Here is a 15,797-nt window from a genome sequence, read left to right as displayed (position 1 = left end):
CCGCTCCCCGCACAACGGGGCCGTGAGAAAAGAAGGAAAGGATATTCCCGATGAAGTCCATCATGCTGGCCAGTGCCGCGATGCTCAGTTTCACCACCGTCGTCGCAGGCGTCGCCGTTGCGCAGGAAACACCGGCCCCGATGAGCCAGCCACCCGCTGGCGATGTGGCTCCGCCCGCTGATCCCGCCGCGCCACCCCCGCCTGCCGACCCGGCCACTGCGGCTGATCCCAATGCAGGCCAGCCAACCGGTGCCGTTCCCGCCGATCCCGGCATGGCCCCAGCCCCGGCAGGCGTCCCCAATGATCCCGCGGCCCCAGTCGGATCATCCTCCAACCCCGTCACCGTCGGCGGCAACATGACCCCGCCACCCGCTGAAGCGAAGGATTATCCGGTCTGCTCGAAAACCGTGCAGGACAGCTGCATCAATCCGGGCGAGGCACGCAAGGCGCGTCGTCGCTAACTGAGGCCTCCGGGCCGGGCAGGGCAGCGATGATCGCCGCCAGCCCGGCCCGGTCGCGGGTCGCATCGCTCAGGCTGTGCCGGTCCAGCACCGCCAGAAATGCCGCCGTCGCCTGCGCCAATATGCCGGTCAGGCCGCAGGACGGGCGGATCGCGCAGGCTGCACAATCGGCCATCCTCATGTCCGGCTCGCTATGCCGGATCACAGCACCAATGCTGATCTCCTGCGGCGCACGCGCCAGCGTAAAACCGCCGCCGCGCCCGCGCTGGGTCGCAATGAATCCGCCCTGCGCCAGGCCATGCACCACCTTCATCAAATGATTGCGCGACAGACCATAGGCGTCGGCAATCTGCGGGATCGTCGCGCGCCCCTCCGGCGCTGCCGCCAGATGGATCAGCACGCGCAGCGCATAGTCGGTGTGGCGGGTCAGTTGCATGGGATTGTCCGTTAACGGCGCGACAGGCGGTGGAAAACATATATGCTATTTACATCTTAAAAGATGCAAATTAAATACCGCTTATCGAGTCCATCGAAAGGCGTACATATGTCCAGCTCACTGTCGGCTTCCACCATCGCGATCGTCAAATCGACCGGTCCGGCCCTGCGCCAGCACGGCGTCGCCATCACGACCGCCATGTACGCCAGACTGTTTCAGGACGCTGAAGTGAAGGCAATGTTCGATCAGGCTGCCCAGGCCAGCGGCGAGCAGCCCAAGCGCCTTGCCGCCGCGATTCTGGGCTATGCGGAGAATATCGACAAGCTCGGCGCGCTCGACGGCGCTGTCGCTCGCATGGTCGCGCGCCATGTCGAAACCGGGGTGAAGCCGGACCATTATCCCAAGGTCGCCGCCGCCCTGCTCCCCGCCATCCGGGAGGTGTTGGGCGAAGAGGTCGCGACCGACGCTGTGCTGGCCGCCTGGGCGGAGGCTTACACCTTCCTCGCCAACATCCTGATCGCCAAGGAGACGGCGGCCTACGAAGCCGCCTGATCCACCGCCCGCAGCAAAGTGATCCGCGCCTTGCCAGCGTCGCGCACGGCGTCGATGGCAAAGCCCTTCACCTCGACATCCTCGCGCCGGTCCGTTTCTATGCTGATCCAGGTCGCAGGCCCGGTCCAGCCCAGCCGCCCCAGCTTGTCGAGCGCGACCTGTCCGGCCCCCGTGCCATAGGGCGGGTCCATGAAGATGAGGTCCAATGGCTTGGGCGCAGACCCCAGCGACAATACGCTCGACGCCCGGATGTCGGGCTTGATGCCCAGTCGTTCCGCATTCGCGCGGATCGAATCGATCGCCTGCTTGTCCTGCTCGACGAACAGGCAGGTCGCCGCGCCGCGCGACAGCGCCTCAAACCCCAACGCCCCGGACCCGGCAAAGAAGTCGCCAACGGCCAGCCCCTCGAACGATCCGATCCGGCTGACCAGCATCGAAAACAGCGTCTCGCGGGTCCGGTCGGCGGTCGGCCTTGTCGCGTCACCCTTGGGCGCGGTCAGCGGGCGACCGCGCCATTGGCCCGATATGATCCTCATTTGCTGTCCTTCAGGCTGGCCTTGAACTGGACCAGATCATGCTGGCGGATTTCCTCGACCGCGCCGGGCGGCAGGTCGCCCAGCAGGAACGGGCCGTAACTGGTGCGGATCAGCCGGTTGACCTGCAACCCCAGATGCTCCAGCACCCGCCGCACTTCGCGGTTCTTGCCCTCGGTCAGCGTCATTTCGATCCACTGGTTGCGCCCGGTGCGCCGCTCCAGATTGGCCTCTATCGGGCCATAGCGGACGCCCTCAATCTCGATCCCGTCGAACAGATCCTCCAGCTGCTGCTGGCTGACTTCGCCAAAGGCGCGCGCCCGGTAAGTGCGCGGCACGCCGCTCGACGGCAGCTCCATCTGCCGCTTGAACCCGCCATCGGTGGTCAGCAGCAACAACCCCTCGGTCGTCATGTCCAGCCGCCCGATCGGCATGACACGCGGCAGGTCGGCGGGCAGCTTGTCATAGATGGTCGGCCGTCCGGCGGGATCGCGTTCGGTGGTCAGGAAGCCGGACGGCTTGTGGAACAGGAACAGCCGGGCAGGGGGCGGCGCAGCAATCGCCACGCCATCGACCGCCACGCCATAGAGCGACGCCAGCAAGGTCGCGGGCGTCTCCACCACCACGCCATTCAGCGTCACGCGCCCTTCCTCGATCATCCGCTCGACCTCACGGCGGGACGCCACCCCGGCCCGCGCCAGCAGCTTGGCGATGCGCTGCGGTTCGCCCTTGCCATCGCTGGTCGCGGCGGCGCGCGCGGGATGCGGGTTGGCGGGCGTCTTGACCCCGGCACCCGGCTTCTTGAAACCGGGCTTGCGACCCCATGGCTTGGCGCTGGCGGCGGGACCGGCCTTGGCTTCGCCCGCCTTGCCAAAGCGTGGCTTGCCGTCCGGCGTCTTGCCCGACCCACCAGCACCGGGTCCAGACGGGCGTTTCGGGCCGCCGGGGCCAGCCCTGCGGGGCGGTCCAGATTTTTTCGGCGGTTCCAAGGGCGGATTCCTTTTCGTGGGCACTGGCCCTTCCCATATGACAGGAAAGCCAGCAACAGGCTGAACGGTGCCGTCCCGGCGCTTGGATGAGGGCGGTGTAGCATCCGCCCCGCAACCCGGCGCGGGGGCGCGGCGTTTGATCGGTGGGCATGGCGGAAACAGGGCGGATCGGCAAATGTTTTTCGGGTTGGTGAAGGGCGAAGGCGCGCGCACCGGACGTCGCAAGGCGATCCGCACCGTGCTGGTGGTGGAGGACGAACCCCTCGTCGCCTTCGACAATGAACATGCGCTCGAACAGGCTGGCTATCGTATCGCCGCGACCGTGGACGATTACAGCCACGCCATCGCTGTCATCGACGGTGGCGGCGTTGATCTGGTAATCGCCGACGTCAGCCTGAAGGGCGACCGCAGCGGCATCGATGTTGCCCGCCATGCCGCGACCAAGGAATTGCCGGTGCTGTTCGTCACCGGTGCCTGCCCGATCGACGCCCGCGCGCTGGCATATGGCTGCCTCGCCAAACCTTATGCCCCGCGTGATCTGGTCGCGGCGATCGGCGTCATCGACGCCCTGCTGCGCGGTGCCCGCCGCCCGCGCCTGCCCGTCGGCCTCACCCTGTTCGACACGGCCGATTGATCCCACAAGGCTTGCCAGCCCCGCGTCAGGCCATATGGTGGCGCGCAACAGACGCTTGCGGGGGACGCGCACCATCATGACCGACGCCACAACCGGCACGAACAGCTGGCTTAATGCGGTAAAGCCCTATGCCCAGAAAGCCCCGCTGGCGGCCTTCTTCCTGGGCGTGTCGTCGGGCTTTCCCTTCGCGATGATCGGTGCGACGCTGACGACGCGCCTGGCGCAGGACGGCATCGACAAGAAGGCGGTGACCGCCTTCACCCTCGCATTCCTGGTCTATAATCTCAAATGGCTATGGGCCTGGGTGGTCGACGGCGTCCGCTTGCCCGTGATCGGTCGATTGGGGCAGCGCGTCTCCTGGCTGCTCCTGGCAGGCGTGCTGGTGATGGCGGCGGTCGCCAATCTGGCATTGGTCGATCCCACCAGCAGCCTGATCCAGACCGCCTATGCCGCCATATTGGTGGGCGTTGCGGGCGCGACTTTCGACATCGTGATCGACGCCTATCGCATCGAGCTATTGAAGCCCGAACAGCTTGGCGTCGGATCGGGCATGTCGCAATATGGCTGGCGCATCGGATCGGTCGCGGCAGGCGCGCTGGCGCTGGTGCTGGCGGCGCGGATCGGCTGGGAAGGCGCCTATCTCGCCTGCGCCATCTTCGCCTTGCCCGCCATGCTGACTGGCCTGCTATTGGGCGAACCGGAACGCCATCGCGATCCTCTGGCACGGCGCGGCGCGGGGGAAGTCTGGCGATCGATCGCGGGGCCTTTGATGGAGTTCTTCCAGCGCAAGGGCGCCTTGCTCGTGCTGCTCTTCATCCTGCTGCACAAGATTGGCGACACGCTGGCGAACCTGACCTTTCGCCTTTTGTTCGACGATATGGGCTATAGCAATGACGAGATCGCCATTTACGACATCGGCATCGGCTTCTGGGCCTATCTGATCGGCATTTTCGTCGGCGGTATTCTCTACGCCCGAATCGGCATGAAACGCTCGGTGCTGCTCAGCCTGATCCTGATGGGCGTATCGAACTTCGCCTTCGCGGCACTCGCGGCGCTGGGGAAGAGTAATTGGGGCATGGCGGGCGCGATCGGGTTCGAGAATTTCGCCAGCGGCATCGGCGGCGTCACCGTCGTCGCCTATTTCTCCGCCCTGTGCGACCTGCGTTTCACTGCCACACAATATGCGTTGATCTCTGCCGCCGCCAGCATCGTTGGCCGTTTCCTGACCGGGACGACGGCAGGCGGGCTGATCGAGCAGTTCGGCTATGTCGATTTCTACCTGCTCACCACGGCGGCGGCGGTGCCGGGCATTATCCTGTTCTGGCTGATGATGCGCGCTGGCCTGATCGACGCCAGCGTGGGCAGCGCCGCGACCGATCCGGGCGATCACCCCTCGCCATAAAGCTCCAGCGGCCGGCCCAGGTCCGCATGAGCCTGCGCCACCGCCTGCAAACAGGTCAGCGCGCCCAGCGCATGATCATTGCCGAGTAATTGGCTCACCTGCTCATAGGCAGCACTGGGATCACGCAGCGCGTCGCCGGTCGCCTGCATCATCAGTGCCTCGTCCGCCGTCATCCGCGCGCAGCAGCAGGGCGCGACCAATATCTTGCGGCTGGACGCCCGCGCCAGTTCCAGCATCATTGCCCGCATCAATACCAGCGGCCGGCGATAGCTGCGCCCGAATGCGCCCAACATCGCATTGGCGGCATGGGCATCATTGACGCCCGCGCTCGCCATCCGCCGCATCACGAACAGGAACAGCCGGTTGCCATAGCCCGACGGCATTGGTCGGGGCAGGTCGTCGAGGGAGGAAGTCTCTCCATGAGCCATGATAAAGCGCCTTCTACGGTGGTCTGGTTTCCGCAGGTTAGGCTATTGCGAGTCAATCGCAAGTAGAATCAGTCAGGCAGTTGATCGTTCAGGCGCAAAATTTCACCCGCCAGATAGAGCGATCCGCCGATCAACAGCTTGGGCGCCGGTTCACCCAGCGCCGCAATGGCACGGATCGCACCGGTCGGCTCCTCATGCGCGGTGCAGCCTATGCCCCAGCGCGTCGCGATCGCCGCGAATCGCTCGGCCTCATGATGCTCGTGCCCCGGCACCGGCAGGGCATGGATATGCGCGATCCGCCCGGCGAAGGGAGAAAGGAACGCATCGACATCCTTGTTGGCGAGCATTCCGATCACCAACTGGAGCTTCTGCCCCTCCAGTCGATCGCTGGTGAAGAAGGCGCTGATCGCCTCTCCCGCACCGGCATTATGCCCGCCGTCGAGCCAGGCCGTGGTCGCATCGGGCAGGGGCGCGAGCAGGGGGCCATGATCGAGCCGCTGGAGCCGCGCGGGCCAATGCGCCCACAGTGGCGCAGCCTTGAGCGCGGCTTCGGACAGCGGCACCGCGCTCTGATGCCGCAACATGGCAAAGGCCAGCGCCGCATTCTGCACCTGATGCGCCCCCGCCAGCCGGGGCAGCGGCGTGTCGAGCCGCCCTTGCTCGTCGCGATAATGCAGCCGGTCGCGATAGGCAGCGGCGTCCCAGCCGTCGCCCTGACCGATCCAGCTGGTCCGCGCACGGGCGACCGCGTCCATCATCACCGGGAACAGCGATTCGGCGTAGCGTTGGGTGACCAGCGGCGCGCCCGGCTTGGCGATCCCCGCCTTTTCCGCGGCAATGGCCGCCAGCGTGTCGCCCAGAAACGCCTGATGGTCGATGCCCAACTGCGCGATGCCGCATACCACCGGATTGGCGATGACATTGGTGGCGTCCAGCCGCCCACCCAGCCCGACCTCTATGATGCAGGCATCGGCGGGATGCTCGGCAAAGGCCAGGAACGCAGCGGCGGTCGTGACCTCGAAGAAGCTAGCGTCAACGCCCTCGGCAATGTCCAGCACCCGCTCCAGATAGCGCGCCAGCGCATCGTCGCTGATCAGCTGGCCCGCCACCCGGATGCGCTCGTTGAAGCGGACCAGATGGGGCGAGGTAAAGACGTGGACGCTTTTGCCGTCCGCTTCCATCGCCGCGCGCAGGAAAGCGCAGGTCGAACCCTTGCCGTTGGTCCCCGCAACATGAAAGACCGGCGGCAGCGCACGATGCGGATTGCCCAGTCGGTCGAGCAGTGTGGTGATCCGCTCCAGCCCCAATATGTCGGCGCCGGGGGACAGCGACCAGAGCCGGTCGAGTTGCGCCTGCACCGCAGGATGATCCGATACCGCGTGATCGGCCATGCGCCCCGTCCCCCTATGTGCGTGATGTCAGGCGGCGGCCCGTGGTGTCAGATAGTCGATCACCCGTGCCAGCGTGTCGCGCAATTCGGCGCGATGCACCACCATGTCGATCATGCCATGGTCGAGCAGATATTCGGCGCGCTGGAATCCTTCGGGCAGCTTTTCGCGGATCGTGCTTTCGATCACTCGCTGCCCGGCAAAGCCGATCAGCGCATTGGGCTCGGAAATCTGGATGTCGCCCAGCATCGCATAGCTGGCGGTTACGCCACCCGTGGTCGGATCGGTCAGCACGACGATATAGGGCAAGCCCGCCGCGTGCAGCTTCTGGATCGCCACGGTCGCGCGGGGCATCTGCATGAGGGAAAGGATACCCTCCTGCATCCGCGCGCCGCCAGCCGCGGTGAAGATGACATAGGGGCATTTATGCGCGATCGCGTCGTTGACCCCCTGGATGAAGGCTGCGCCCACGCCCATACCCATGGACCCGCCCATGAAGGCGAAATTCTGCACGCCCATCACCAGCGGCACATCGTCGATCGCGCCGCGCGCGTTGATCAGCGCGTCATGATCGCCGGTCGCCAGCCGTGCCGCCTTGATCCGGTCGGGATAACGCTTGCTGTCGCGGAATTTCAGCGGGTCTTCCTGCACATGCGGGGTCGGCAGCAGGATGAAACCGGCGTCGAGAATATGCTCGAACCGCTCCGACGGCCCAATGCGGCCATGATGGTCGCAACGGGGGCAGACGGACAGATTTTCTTCCCATTCCTTGATGAAGATCATCTCCGAACAGGACGGGCATTTATGCCACAGCGTTTCGGCGGTCTGCTCCTTCTTGGCGATGAAGGGGATGGCCTTGCGAACGCGGTTGATCCAGCTCATGCGGCGGTTTCCCGTGAATTTGCGGTGAGCGCACCGCTCAGGGCGGCGACAAACTGCTGAACGAAGGGCGCGGCGGCATCACCATGCGACCCGACCAGATCGACGATCGCCGAACCGACGACCACGCCATCGGCAATGCGCCCGATCGCGGCGGCCTGTTCGGGCGTGCGAACGCCAAAACCGACTGCGATCGGCAGGTCCGTCGCGGCCCTCAGTTTCTGGACGGCCAGTTCGATATTGGCCTGCGCTGCCTGCTGCTTGCCGGTGATCCCCGCGACAGAGACATGGTAGAGGAACCCGCTGGCCCCCTCCAGCACGGCGGGCAGCCGCTTTGCGTCGGTCGTAGGCGTCGCCAGCCGGACCAGATGAATGCCCGCGCCACGCAGCGCCGGACCCAGTTCGGCATCTTCCTCCGGCGGCACATCAACGCAGATGACCCCATCGACGCCCGCCGCCTTGCACTGGTCGGCAAACCAGTCGGACCCGCGCACCAGCATCGGATTGGCATAGCCCATCAGCACCAGCGGCGTGTCGGGGTGGCGGGCGCGGAAATCGGCGGCAATCGCAAAGATATGCGCCGTTTTCGTGCCGGACCCCAGACTGCGCAGATTGGCCAGTTCGATCGCGGGACCATCGGCCATGGGATCGGTAAAGGGCATGCCCAGCTCGATAATGTCCGCGCCACCCTCAACCAGTGCGTCAAGAATGGCGGGGGTTGCCGCAACGGTCGGATCACCGGCGGTTACGAAGGTAATCAACGCTGCGCGGCCCTGCGCCTTGCAGGCGGCGAAGCGGGTGGCCATCCGGTCCATGCTCACATCTCCACTCCCAGGGCGTCGGCGACGGTGAAAATATCCTTATCCCCACGACCGGACAGATTGACGACGATGATCTTGTCCGCGTCCATCGTCGGCGCAACCTGCTCCGCAGCGGCAATGGCATGGGCGGATTCGAGGGCAGGGATGATGCCTTCCAGCGCCGACAGTTTCTGGAAACTGGCCAGCGCCTCATCATCGGTGATCGGCATATATTTTACCCGACCGATTTCATGCAACCAGCTATGCTCAGGCCCGATGCCGGGATAATCCAGCCCCGCCGAAATGCTGTGCGCCTCGGTAATCTGGCCGTCCTCATCCTGTAGCAGATAGGTGCGGTTGCCGTGTAATATGCCCGACGCGCCGCCCGCCAGCGACGCGGCGTGCTTGCCGGTCAGCCCTTCGCCCGCCGCTTCGACGCCGATCATCGCGACGTCTGTGTCGTCCAGGAAGGGGTGGAACATGCCGATGGCGTTGGAGCCGCCGCCGACCGGGGCGATCAGCATGTCGGGCAGGCGACCTTCGGCCTCCATCATCTGCGTCTTGATTTCCTTGCCGATGATCGACTGAAAATCGCGCACCAGTTCGGGGTAGGGGTGCGGGCCTGCCGCCGTGCCGATGATGTAGAATGTGTCATGCACATTCGACACCCAATGGCGCAGCGCATCGTTCATCGAATCTTTCAGCGTCGCAGACCCCGACGTCACCGGAATGACCTCCGCCCCCAGCAGCTTCATGCGGAACACATTGGGCTTCTGGCGCTCGACATCCTTGGCGCCCATGAAAATCTTGCATTCCATGCCGAACAAGGCAGCGACAGTGGCGGTCGCGACGCCATGCTGGCCAGCGCCGGTTTCCGCGATCACCTTCTTCTTGCCCATGCGGCGGGCGAGCAGCGCCTGTCCGATGCAATTATTGATCTTGTGCGCGCCGGTATGGTTCAATTCCTCGCGCTTCAGATAGATTTTCGCGCCCCTGCCCGCAGGCGCGCCTTCGCGCAGCGCCTGCGTCAGCCGCGCTGCATAATATAGCGGATTGGGGCGGCCGACATATTGCTTGAGCAGATAATCATATTCCTCCTCGAACGCCGGATCGTCCTTCGCGGCGCGATAGACTTTCTCCAGTTCCAGGATCAGCGGCATCAAGGTTTCGGCGACATAGCGTCCGCCAAACTGGCCGAAATGGCCACTGGCGTCGGGCTGGCTGCGCAGGCTGTTGGGCAAGCTAATGGTGTCGGTCATGATCGTTTCAGTCTCTTGGGTCAAAATGGGCGTTCGCTTCGGATGGGGGAAGCGATCAGCGCCATCGTGTCCCGATGCGCGCGACAAAGGCGGGCGGCGTCAACATTGCGAAACCGCTTTGCAGAAGGTGATGATCTTGTCCATATTCTTGATGCCCGGCGCGCTTTCCACGCCCGACGAAACGTCGATCAGCGGCGCGCCGGTGATGCGGACAGCCTCGGCGACATTGTCCACCGACAGGCCGCCCGACAGCCCCCATGGTCCCGGCATAGAAACCCCGCGCAGCAATGTCCAGTCGAACCGCAGCCCCATCCCGCCGGGCAATGCCGCGCCATCGGGCGTTTTGGCATCAAACAGCAGCCGGTCCACAGCACCTGTATAGGCACTGGCCGCGTCGATATCTGCGCGGGTCTTGACCGAAATCGCCTTCCACACCGACAGGCCGAAACGATGGCGAATGGCGGCGGCCCGCTGCGCGCTCTCCTTGCCATGGAGTTGCAGCGCGGTCAGCGCACCGGTCGCGACCAGTTCGTCCAGCATCTCGTCGGTCGGATCGACCACCACGCCGACCCGCTCGACATGAGCGGGGGCGATGGCGGCCAGCGCCCTGATCCGGGCGGCATCGACATGGCGTGGGCTTTTAGGGAAATGGACAAAGCCGATATGGCTCGCCCCCGCGCGCACGGCGGTGCCCACCGTATCGGCAGTCGAAAGGCCGCAAATCTTGATCGCGAGTCGGGACATGGCAGGGGCTTTAGCCGTGATGGATCGCGAAGTCACATGGCCGGAGGGGCAGGGGGCATATGGCCCGGCTGGGTCAGGTCCATGTCATGCAGCGCCAGCCACTGGTCGGCATGGTCGATACAGGCCTGGCCCAGAAAGCGGTCGAGCGTCGCGACAATGTCAGCATCACTGGTCGTGCGCGGATCGAGCGGGGGATGCCAATGCAGGTCGAAATGGGGGCCATTGGTGCGGGCAAGATAGAAGGGCAGAAATTTTGCGCCCACCTTGCGCGCCAGCCGCAGCGCCACTGACAGATTGCCCGACGGTGCCAGTTCGCGCCCGAATGTCGGGAACCAGACCTGAAACTCCCGCCGTTCGTCCACCAAGATATAGAGCGTCGCCCGGTCCTTCTGGGTCAGATGCTTGAACACGCCCCGCGCCGCGCCTTCGCCGCTGATCGCTTCGCCCATATAGCTTTGCCGCGCCTTCTTGAGCAGTGCGGCCTGCGCCGGATTGTCCGGCGGATCGTAAATGCCCAGCCCCGGCCGGTCGGTCGACGCCTTGATATGGGCGGCCAGCAAATCCCAGTTGCCGGTATGGACCGTCAGGCTGATCATCGGCCCCGGCCCATCCAGCACGGCCTGATAACCAGCGCGGTCGATCACGTTGACATGCCGTTCATTCACCAGCCGGTCGATATTGGCCAGTTCGCCCAAGGTCCGTCCGATGTTGAACCAGCGCCGGGTCAACATCGCCTCCCGCTCCGCTGGCGGAAGGTCCGGGCGCAGGATCGCCAGATTGGCGCGGGCGCGGGCGTCGCGCATCTTCATGCGCGGGCGGGCGAAAGTGACAGACAGCCAACCGCCCAGCCAGGAGGCGATGCTTGCGGGCAACAGCCGCAACAGGGCGAAGAGAAAGGGGTTGGAGAGCATGGGGATAGCGTCATACAGAAGCAGCCGGGACGGTAAAGGGGCGCTGGCGTAACATGCTGTGGCTATGGATATTGCTTCAGGGCTTGAGCCTGCTGGGCGTCGTCAATTACTGGCGGCACCTGCCGACGGACCGCAAGATCGAGACGCCCGACGGGGTGGTTGTGTTGCTATCGGTACGCGACGATTGGGACGGCGGGCCGGACCTGATCGCCCGGCTGAAAGCCCAGACGGCGCGCTTCCGCCTGATGATCGCGACATCGGGCGGGTGCGCCGCTGCCGACGCGCTGGCGGCGCGCGAAGCCGACTGGGTGCAGGTCGTCCATGCCGGGGAAGCCAGCGATGAAGGCCAGAAGGTCCACAAATTGCGCGCGGCATTGCGGGCATTGCGGTCGGACGATCGCTATGTCCTGTTCATTGACGCCGACATCGAACCGCCCGCGCGCCTCGTTGGGCGGCTGCTATTCCCGCTGGTCCGGGGCAAGGCGGACATCGTCACCGGCTATCGTATGCTTTTGCCGGAACGCGGGCCGATGCTGGCATTGGTCGGCGCGGTCGAAATGCAACTGGCAACGCTACCCCGTTTCGCCAGCGCGACCATGCCCTGGGGCGGCGCGATGGCGCTGACGCGGGAGGTGGCCGACCGGCTGGACCTCGACCGGGCGATGGCGGGGCGATTGTCCGATGACATGGCGATCGGTCTGGCTGGCTGGCGCGCGAAAATGCGGTTGCGACCGGTGCGCGACCTGCTCGTCGCCAGCCCATTGGAGGGCAATGCCGCGCAGGTGCTGGGCTTTGGCGTCCGTCAATATCGGCATATCATCACCAACAGCCCCGGCATGTGGGCGCTGGCGACTTTGGTGGTCGCGGTGCAGGCGGCGGCGTGGGTCTGGGCGCTGGGCTGGGGTGGCTGGGCGATGGTCGCTGTCGGCTATGGCGCGGCCTGGGGCCGGGCGCTGGCGCGACGGGCGATCCTCGCCAGCGTGCTGGAGCCAGATCAGGCCAGCCGCGCCCGCCGGTCGCTCTGGTGGGACTGTATTGCGCCCTTTGCGGTCAGCTGGGCGCATCTGATTGTTCAACTCGCCGCGGCCACATCATCGCGCATCCGCTGGGGCGGCTGGGATTATTGGGTCAGGCGGGGACTGGTCGTGCGGATGAAACGGGTTGATCAGAATCCCGCCGGGAACTGATGCAGTCCATCATCGCCGATGCGCAGCACCACCTTGCCCGCGACCGCACTTAACGGCAGCTCGCCATAAAGATGCGGGAACAGCGCGCCGCCGCGCGACTCTTCCCATTTGATCGCCTCGCCAAATGGCGCGAGATCGACCATCAGCATCACCAGCCGGTCCTGCCCGGCAAAATGCTTCGCCGCCGTCTCCGCCGCCTGATCGCGGGTCGACATATGGATATAGCCATCGGCCAGGTCGACCGGCGCGCCCGCAAAGACGCCGTCGGCCTTCAACTGCGCATATTGGTCCGCCGTCAATATCTTGTAGGCGAACAGATCGCTCATGCCTCGACGGCCGCTTCGGTCTCGCCCTCGTCGCTTTCCTCGATCCGCGCTGCGCTGACGACATGCTCGTCCTTGGCCACGTCGAACAGGCGGACGCCCGCCGAATTGCGGCCGATCACGCGCAGGCTGTCGAGACCCATGCGGATCAGCTTGGCCTGATCGGTCACCAGCATCAGCTGGTCGCCATGGGTTGCGGCAAAGCTGCCGACGACGGGGCCATTGCGACCGATATTGTCGATATTGGTAATGCCTTGGCCGCCGCGTCCGGTACGGCGATAATCATAGGCCGATGACAGCTTGCCATAGCCATTGGCACAGACGGTCAGGATGAACTGCTCATGCTCGCGCATATGGGCGAACATCGCCTGATCGGCCATTTCGCCTTCCTTTTCCGGTTTCCACGGGGCGAAGCGCAGATATTCCTCACGCTGTTCCTGATTGGCACCCGAACGATGCAGGATGGACAGCGAGATAACCTCATCGTCGCTCTTGAGCGTCATGCCGCGCACACCGGTCGAGGTGCGGCTCTGGAACTCGCGCACATCGGTCGCGGCGAAGCGGATCGCCTTGCCCTGCCGCGTGGCGAGCAGCACATCATCCTCTTCGGTCAGCAGCGCGACGCCGATCAGCCGGTCCTCGCTGCCTTCGTCAAAACGCATCGCCAGCTTGCCGTTGCTCGGTACATTGGCGAAGGCGTCCATGCTGTTGCGGCGCACGGTGCCGTTCGCGGTGGCGAACATGACGTGCAAATCTTTCCAGCTATCCTCATCTTCGGGCAGCGGCAGCACGGTGCGGATGGTTTCGCCGGCCGCAAGCGGCAGCAGGTTGACCATCGGCCGCCCGCGCGTCGCCGGGCCGCCTTCGGGCAGGCGCCATACTTTCAGGCGATAGACTTTGCCCGCGGTCGAGAAGAACAGCACCGGCGTATGGGTCGATGTCACGAACAGCTCGGTGATCGCATCCTCATCCTTGGTCGCCATGCCCGACCGGCCCTTGCCGCCACGCGCCTGCGCCCGGAAGCTCTCCAGCGGGGTGCGCTTGATATAGCCCTGCACCGTGACGGTGACGACCATATCCTCGCGCTCGATCAGATCTTCATCCTCGATCCCGTCGGCAGCGGCGGTGATTTCGGACAGGCGGGGGGTGGCAAACTCCCGCTCGATCGCTTCAAACTCTTCGCGCATCACGGCATAGAGTTTGACCCGGTCGCCCAGGATGGCGAGATATTCAGCGATCGCGTCGGCCAGTTCGGCCAGTTCCTTGCCGATTTCATCGCGGCCCAGCGCCGTCAGGCGGTGCAGGCGCAGGTCCAGGATGGCGCGGACCTGAAGGTCGGACAATTTGTAGAAATCGCCCGAAACCTCGATGTCGATCGCTTCGACCAGCCGGATATAGGGCGCGATCTCGCCGATCGGCCATTCGCGCGTCAGCAGTTTTTCGCGCGCTTCGGCGGGGCTGGACGATCCGCGGATGATGCGGACCATTTCATCGAGATTGCTGACCGCAACGACCAGACCCAGCAAGATATGCGCCCGGTCGCGCGCCTTGTTCAGCTCGAACTTGGTGCGGCGGGTGATCACCTCTTCGCGGAACTTGACGAAGGCTTCGATGATGTCGCGCAGATTCAGCAATTCGGGGCGGCCGCCACGGATCGCCAGCATGTTTGCCGGGAAACTCGATTGCGCGGGCGTGTTGCGCCACAACTGGTTCAGCACGACCTCTGGCGTCGCATCGCGCTTCAGGTCCATGACGATCCGCACGCCTTCGCGGCTGGATTCGTCGCGAATGTCGCTGATCCCCTCGATCCGCTTTTCCTTGGCGGCTTCGGCGATCTTTTCAACGAGGCCGTTCTTGCCGACCTGATAAGGGATGGCGGTCAGGACGATCGACTGGCGATCCCCGCGTCCTTCCTCGATCACATGGCGCGAGCGCATCATGATGGAACCACGGCCGGTATGATAGGCGCTGCGCGCGCCCGACTGGCCCAGGATCAGTGGCGCGGTCGGGAAATCGGGACCGGGGACGATCTGGATCAGTTCGTCGATCGTGATGCCGGTATTGTCGATATAGGCCAGGCAAGCGCGGATGACTTCGCCCAGATTGTGCGGCGGAATATTGGTCGCCATGCCGACCGCGATGCCGCCTGCGCCATTGACCAGCAGGTTAGGGAAGCGCGCGGGCAGCACCTGCGGCTCGCTTTCCGAAGCGTCATAATTGGGCGTGAAATCGACCGTATCCTTGTCGAGATCTTCCAGCAGCGCATTGGCGACCTTGGCCAGACGCGCTTCGGTGTAACGCATCGCGGCTGGCGGATCGGGATCCATCGAACCGAAATTGCCCTGACCGTCGATCAGCGGCACCCGCATCGACCAGTCCTGCGTCATCCGCGCCAACGCGTCGTAGATCGAACTGTCGCCATGGGGGTGATATTTACCCATGACTTCACCGACCAGACGCGCCGATTTGCGATAGGGGCGGTTATAGACGAAGCCCGATTCCTGGGCGGAGAAGAGAATGCGGCGATGCACCGGCTTCAACCCGTCGCGCACGTCCGGCAGGGCGCGGGACACGATGACCGACATGGCATAGTCGAGATAGCTCGCCTTCATCTCGTCTACGATGCTGACGGGGCTGATGTCCGAAGGGTCGGCGAGGCTGGTCTCGTCGTTCAAGGCGATTCTCTTTTTTGGATGGATGTGTTTCTGCCTTCGCACTAGCTGAGCGAAACAAATCTGTCACCCCTCGCGCGCTCACGCGCGCGCCCGCACGGGCAGACGAACAGGGCCGTGGGCAGGGCCGGGGGTGATGACCGGCACGCACGGAACGAAGCGTGCGCATGACAGTTGCAAAATCCGCCGATATAGGCTT

Annotated in this window: 17 protein-coding genes; 5 read left to right on the top strand and 12 right to left on the bottom strand. The window is 64.7% G+C overall.

All coding sequences use genetic code 11. From position 1 onward, the window contains the following. Positions 1 to 50: 50 nt before the first annotated feature. Positions 51 to 461: a Fe-S oxidoreductase gene (locus D0Z70_RS15945; protein ID WP_119748208.1), complete on the top strand. Its 411-nt coding sequence runs from the start codon at positions 51 to 53 to the stop codon at positions 459 to 461. On the opposite strand, the gene D0Z70_RS15940 is transcribed toward D0Z70_RS15945, so the two are convergent. Then, the gene (locus tag D0Z70_RS15940; protein ID WP_119748206.1) at positions 424 to 897 is read right to left on the bottom strand and encodes an Rrf2 family transcriptional regulator; all 474 of its coding nucleotides are present in this window, start codon (positions 895 to 897) and stop codon (positions 424 to 426) included. The genes D0Z70_RS15945 and D0Z70_RS15940 overlap by 38 nt on opposite strands. Before the next feature lie 108 nt (positions 898 to 1,005). Here D0Z70_RS15940 and D0Z70_RS15935 point away from each other — a divergent pair, with 108 nt between their 5' ends. Continuing rightward, positions 1,006 to 1,449: a globin domain-containing protein gene (locus D0Z70_RS15935; protein ID WP_119748204.1), complete on the top strand. Its 444-nt coding sequence runs from the start codon at positions 1,006 to 1,008 to the stop codon at positions 1,447 to 1,449. Here D0Z70_RS15935 and rsmD read toward each other — a convergent pair. Both rsmD and D0Z70_RS15925 read right to left on the bottom strand, forming a co-directional pair. Continuing rightward, on the bottom strand, positions 1,434 to 1,985 hold the full coding sequence (gene rsmD, locus D0Z70_RS15930; protein WP_119748201.1) for a 16S rRNA (guanine(966)-N(2))-methyltransferase RsmD: 552 nt from the start codon (positions 1,983 to 1,985) through the stop codon (positions 1,434 to 1,436). The genes D0Z70_RS15935 and rsmD overlap by 16 nt on opposite strands. Continuing rightward, a complete protein-coding gene (locus D0Z70_RS15925) occupies positions 1,982 to 2,971 on the bottom strand; it encodes a pseudouridine synthase (protein WP_119748199.1) in 990 nt (329 codons plus the stop codon). Before D0Z70_RS15925 ends, rsmD begins: the two co-directional genes overlap by 4 nt. A gap of 175 nt (positions 2,972 to 3,146) precedes the next feature. Between D0Z70_RS15925 and D0Z70_RS15920 the strand changes: the two genes are divergently transcribed. Together D0Z70_RS15920 and D0Z70_RS15915 are read left to right on the top strand one after the other, a co-directional pair. Further along, positions 3,147 to 3,605 carry a response regulator gene (locus D0Z70_RS15920; protein WP_119748197.1) on the top strand — a complete coding sequence of 153 codons (459 nt, stop codon included), beginning with the start codon at positions 3,147 to 3,149 and terminating at the stop codon, positions 3,603 to 3,605. 76 nt (positions 3,606 to 3,681) lie between these two features. Then, a complete protein-coding gene (locus D0Z70_RS15915) occupies positions 3,682 to 5,007 on the top strand; it encodes an AmpG family muropeptide MFS transporter (protein WP_119748289.1) in 1,326 nt (441 codons plus the stop codon). On the opposite strand, the gene D0Z70_RS15910 is transcribed toward D0Z70_RS15915, so the two are convergent. From D0Z70_RS15910 to D0Z70_RS15880, 7 genes are all read right to left on the bottom strand, one after another. Further along, entirely contained in the window at positions 4,992 to 5,435 is a 444-nt protein-coding gene (locus tag D0Z70_RS15910; RefSeq protein WP_119748195.1) for a DUF6628 family protein, read from the bottom strand. The two genes, D0Z70_RS15915 and D0Z70_RS15910, sit on opposite strands and share 16 nt — an antisense overlap. 68 nt (positions 5,436 to 5,503) lie before the next feature. After that, entirely contained in the window at positions 5,504 to 6,826 is a 1,323-nt protein-coding gene (locus D0Z70_RS15905) for a bifunctional folylpolyglutamate synthase/dihydrofolate synthase (protein ID WP_119748193.1), read from the bottom strand. A gap of 27 nt (positions 6,827 to 6,853) precedes the next feature. Then, on the bottom strand, positions 6,854 to 7,705 hold the full coding sequence (accD, locus tag D0Z70_RS15900; protein ID WP_017182676.1) for an acetyl-CoA carboxylase, carboxyltransferase subunit beta: 852 nt from the start codon (positions 7,703 to 7,705) through the stop codon (positions 6,854 to 6,856). Next, positions 7,702 to 8,517 carry a tryptophan synthase subunit alpha gene (trpA, locus tag D0Z70_RS15895; protein ID WP_119748191.1) on the bottom strand — a complete coding sequence of 272 codons (816 nt, stop codon included), beginning with the start codon at positions 8,515 to 8,517 and terminating at the stop codon, positions 7,702 to 7,704. Before trpA ends, accD begins: the two co-directional genes overlap by 4 nt. A gap of 2 nt (positions 8,518 to 8,519) precedes the next feature. Continuing rightward, positions 8,520 to 9,761: a tryptophan synthase subunit beta gene (gene trpB, locus D0Z70_RS15890; RefSeq protein ID WP_119748189.1), complete on the bottom strand. Its 1,242-nt coding sequence runs from the start codon at positions 9,759 to 9,761 to the stop codon at positions 8,520 to 8,522. A 99-nt stretch (positions 9,762 to 9,860) separates the two neighbouring features. Beyond that, positions 9,861 to 10,505 carry a phosphoribosylanthranilate isomerase gene (locus D0Z70_RS15885; RefSeq protein WP_119748187.1) on the bottom strand — a complete coding sequence of 215 codons (645 nt, stop codon included), beginning with the start codon at positions 10,503 to 10,505 and terminating at the stop codon, positions 9,861 to 9,863. A 32-nt stretch (positions 10,506 to 10,537) separates the two neighbouring features. After that, positions 10,538 to 11,416, bottom strand: a complete 879-nt coding sequence (locus D0Z70_RS15880) for a lysophospholipid acyltransferase family protein (protein WP_119748185.1) — start codon at positions 11,414 to 11,416, stop codon at positions 10,538 to 10,540. Positions 11,417 to 11,469: 53 nt separating this feature from the next. Here D0Z70_RS15880 and D0Z70_RS15875 point away from each other — a divergent pair, with 53 nt between their 5' ends. Continuing rightward, positions 11,470 to 12,603 carry a glycosyltransferase gene (locus D0Z70_RS15875; protein WP_119748183.1) on the top strand — a complete coding sequence of 378 codons (1,134 nt, stop codon included), beginning with the start codon at positions 11,470 to 11,472 and terminating at the stop codon, positions 12,601 to 12,603. On the opposite strand, the gene D0Z70_RS15870 is transcribed toward D0Z70_RS15875, so the two are convergent. Together D0Z70_RS15870 and gyrA are read right to left on the bottom strand one after the other, a co-directional pair. Continuing rightward, positions 12,582 to 12,929 (bottom strand): DUF952 domain-containing protein, encoded by a 348-nt coding sequence (locus D0Z70_RS15870; protein WP_119748181.1) that lies wholly within the window; start codon positions 12,927 to 12,929, stop codon positions 12,582 to 12,584. The two genes, D0Z70_RS15875 and D0Z70_RS15870, sit on opposite strands and share 22 nt — an antisense overlap. Continuing rightward, positions 12,926 to 15,601, bottom strand: coding sequence for a DNA gyrase subunit A (gyrA, locus tag D0Z70_RS15865; protein ID WP_119748179.1), 2,676 nt, complete (start codon positions 15,599 to 15,601; stop codon positions 12,926 to 12,928). Before gyrA ends, D0Z70_RS15870 begins: the two co-directional genes overlap by 4 nt. Positions 15,602 to 15,797 lie beyond the last annotated feature (196 nt).

This window comes from Sphingobium terrigena, from assembly GCF_003591655.1.
GTDB classification, from domain to species: domain Bacteria; phylum Pseudomonadota; class Alphaproteobacteria; order Sphingomonadales; family Sphingomonadaceae; genus Sphingobium; species Sphingobium terrigena.
This window is presented reverse-complemented; position numbering and strand designations above follow the sequence as displayed.

Excerpts from the sequence above, each read along its gene's own strand:
- D0Z70_RS15945 (WP_119748208.1), top strand. The coding sequence starts at position 51 with ATGAAGTCCATCATGCTGGCCAGTGCCGCGATGCTCAGTTTCACCACC.
- D0Z70_RS15940 (WP_119748206.1), bottom strand. The coding sequence starts at position 897 with ATGCAACTGACCCGCCACACCGACTATGCGCTGCGCGTGCTGATCCAT.
- D0Z70_RS15935 (WP_119748204.1), top strand. The coding sequence starts at position 1,006 with ATGTCCAGCTCACTGTCGGCTTCCACCATCGCGATCGTCAAATCGACC.
- rsmD (WP_119748201.1), bottom strand. The coding sequence starts at position 1,985 with ATGAGGATCATATCGGGCCAATGGCGCGGTCGCCCGCTGACCGCGCCC.
- D0Z70_RS15920 (WP_119748197.1), top strand. The coding sequence starts at position 3,147 with ATGTTTTTCGGGTTGGTGAAGGGCGAAGGCGCGCGCACCGGACGTCGC.
- D0Z70_RS15915 (WP_119748289.1), top strand. The coding sequence starts at position 3,682 with ATGACCGACGCCACAACCGGCACGAACAGCTGGCTTAATGCGGTAAAG.
- D0Z70_RS15910 (WP_119748195.1), bottom strand. The coding sequence starts at position 5,435 with ATGGCTCATGGAGAGACTTCCTCCCTCGACGACCTGCCCCGACCAATG.
- D0Z70_RS15905 (WP_119748193.1), bottom strand. The coding sequence starts at position 6,826 with ATGGCCGATCACGCGGTATCGGATCATCCTGCGGTGCAGGCGCAACTC.
- accD (WP_017182676.1), bottom strand. The coding sequence starts at position 7,705 with ATGAGCTGGATCAACCGCGTTCGCAAGGCCATCCCCTTCATCGCCAAG.
- trpA (WP_119748191.1), bottom strand. The coding sequence starts at position 8,517 with ATGGACCGGATGGCCACCCGCTTCGCCGCCTGCAAGGCGCAGGGCCGC.
- trpB (WP_119748189.1), bottom strand. The coding sequence starts at position 9,761 with ATGACCGACACCATTAGCTTGCCCAACAGCCTGCGCAGCCAGCCCGAC.
- D0Z70_RS15885 (WP_119748187.1), bottom strand. The coding sequence starts at position 10,505 with ATGTCCCGACTCGCGATCAAGATTTGCGGCCTTTCGACTGCCGATACG.
- D0Z70_RS15880 (WP_119748185.1), bottom strand. The coding sequence starts at position 11,416 with ATGCTCTCCAACCCCTTTCTCTTCGCCCTGTTGCGGCTGTTGCCCGCA.
- D0Z70_RS15875 (WP_119748183.1), top strand. The coding sequence starts at position 11,470 with ATGCTGTGGCTATGGATATTGCTTCAGGGCTTGAGCCTGCTGGGCGTC.
- D0Z70_RS15870 (WP_119748181.1), bottom strand. The coding sequence starts at position 12,929 with ATGAGCGATCTGTTCGCCTACAAGATATTGACGGCGGACCAATATGCG.